Genomic DNA, 1,920 nt, shown 5'->3' on the forward strand with positions numbered 1-1,920 from the left:
ATGTAGGCTCTGCGTTTGCAGGAGTTGATACGAACTTTAGCAATGTTAATAAACATCTGAATAGTGTTGTTAATGAGTTTAATGAAAAGTTAGACAATATTAATAAGGAAGTTAAAGGGGATTCCTTGTTATGGAGCAATGAACATAACGCATTTATAGCAACGCATGGAGAAAAGGATAGCAAGATTAAACTCCTTGCCGCAGGAGATATTGGTCAAGCCTCTACAGATGCGGTTAATGGTTCTCAGCTTTATGCTCTAGGGAGCAATGTTGCAAAGACATTAGGTGGTGAAGCCAGCTATGAAGATGGCAAATGGGTTGCTCCTACATTCCATTTTAAAGGTTTCAACGACAATGGTGATATCATTGACACGAGTTATAATGATGTAACCTCAGCCTTTACGGGTGTTGGCGATTCATTTGAGAAAGTTAAAGATCAGTTTGCGAATATTAAGGATGAAATTGGCAAGGAGATCAGCACGGTTCAAAGTGATGCCTTGTTGTGGGATGGAAGCAAAGGTGCGTTTGTCGCAGAACATGGCAAAGAAGGTAGCAAAACGAACAGCAAGATCACGTCACTTGCCAATGGATCTATTAATTCTAGCTCAAGTGATGCCGTGGCTGGTAATCAGCTCCATGCTCTAGGGAGCAATGTTGCGAAGTCATTAGGTGGTAACGCCAGCTATGAAGATGGCAAATGGGTTGCTCCAAGCTTTATCCTGAAAATGTTCAGTGAAGATGGTAAGGAAGGTGAACACAAGACCTATAACGATGTAGGCTCTGCGTTTGCAGGAGTTGATACGAACTTTAGCAATGTTAATAAACATCTGAATAGTGTTGTTAATGAGTTTAATGAAAAGTTAGACAATATTAATAAGGAAGTTAAAGGGGATTCCTTATTATGGAGCAATGAACATAACGCATTTATAGCAACGCATGGAGAAAAGGATAGCAAGATTAAACTCCTTGCCGCAGGAGATATTGGTCAAGCCTCTACAGATGCGGTTAATGGTTCTCAGCTTTATGCTCTAGGGAGCAATGTTGCAAAGACATTAGGTGGTGAAGCTAGCTATGAAGATGGCAAATGGGTTGCTCCTACATTCCATTTTAAAGGTTTCAATGAAAATGGTGATGTCACTGACACGAGTTATAATGATGTAACCTCAGCCTTTACGGGTGTTGGCGATTCATTTAAGAAAGTTAAAGATCAGTTTGCGAATATTAAGGATGAAATTGGCAAAGAGATCAGCACGGTTCAAAGTGATGCGTTGTTGTGGGATGGAAGCAAAGGTGCGTTTGTCGCAGAACATGGCAAAGAAGGTAGCAAAACGAACAGCAAGATTACATCACTTGCCAATGGAGCTATTAATTCTAGCTCAAGTGATGCCGTGGCTGGTAATCAGCTCCATGCTCTAGGGAGCAATGTTGCAAAGACATTAGGTGGTAACGCCAGCTATGAAGATGGCAAATGGGTTGCTCCAAGCTTTATCCTGAAAATGTTCAGTGAAGATGGTAAGGAAGGTGAACACAAGACCTATAACGATGTAGGCTCTGCGTTTGCAGGAGTTGATACGAACTTTAGCAATGTTAATAAACATCTGAATAGTGTTGTTAATGAGTTTAATGAAAAGTTAGACAATATTAATAAGGAAGTTAAAGGGGATTCCTTATTATGGAGCAATAAACATGACGCATTTGTAGCAACGCATGGAGAAAAGGATAGCAAGATTAAACTCCTTGCCGCAGGGGATGTTGGTCAAGCCTCTACAGATGCGGTTAATGGTTCTCAGCTCTATGCTCTAGGGAGCAATGTTGCAAAGACATTAGGTGGTGAAGCCAGCTATGAAGATGGCAAATGGGTTGCTCCTACATTCCATTTTAAAGGTTTCAACGACAATGGTGATATCATTGACACGAGTT

General features: G+C 40.8%; 1 pseudogene. It reads left to right on the top strand.

Going from position 1 to position 1,920, the window contains the following annotated elements:
* Window positions 1-1,920 (top strand): annotated as a pseudogene (locus FS875_RS10315) (hypothetical protein); the annotation flags it as partial.

This window comes from Bartonella saheliensis (genome assembly GCF_902162175.1).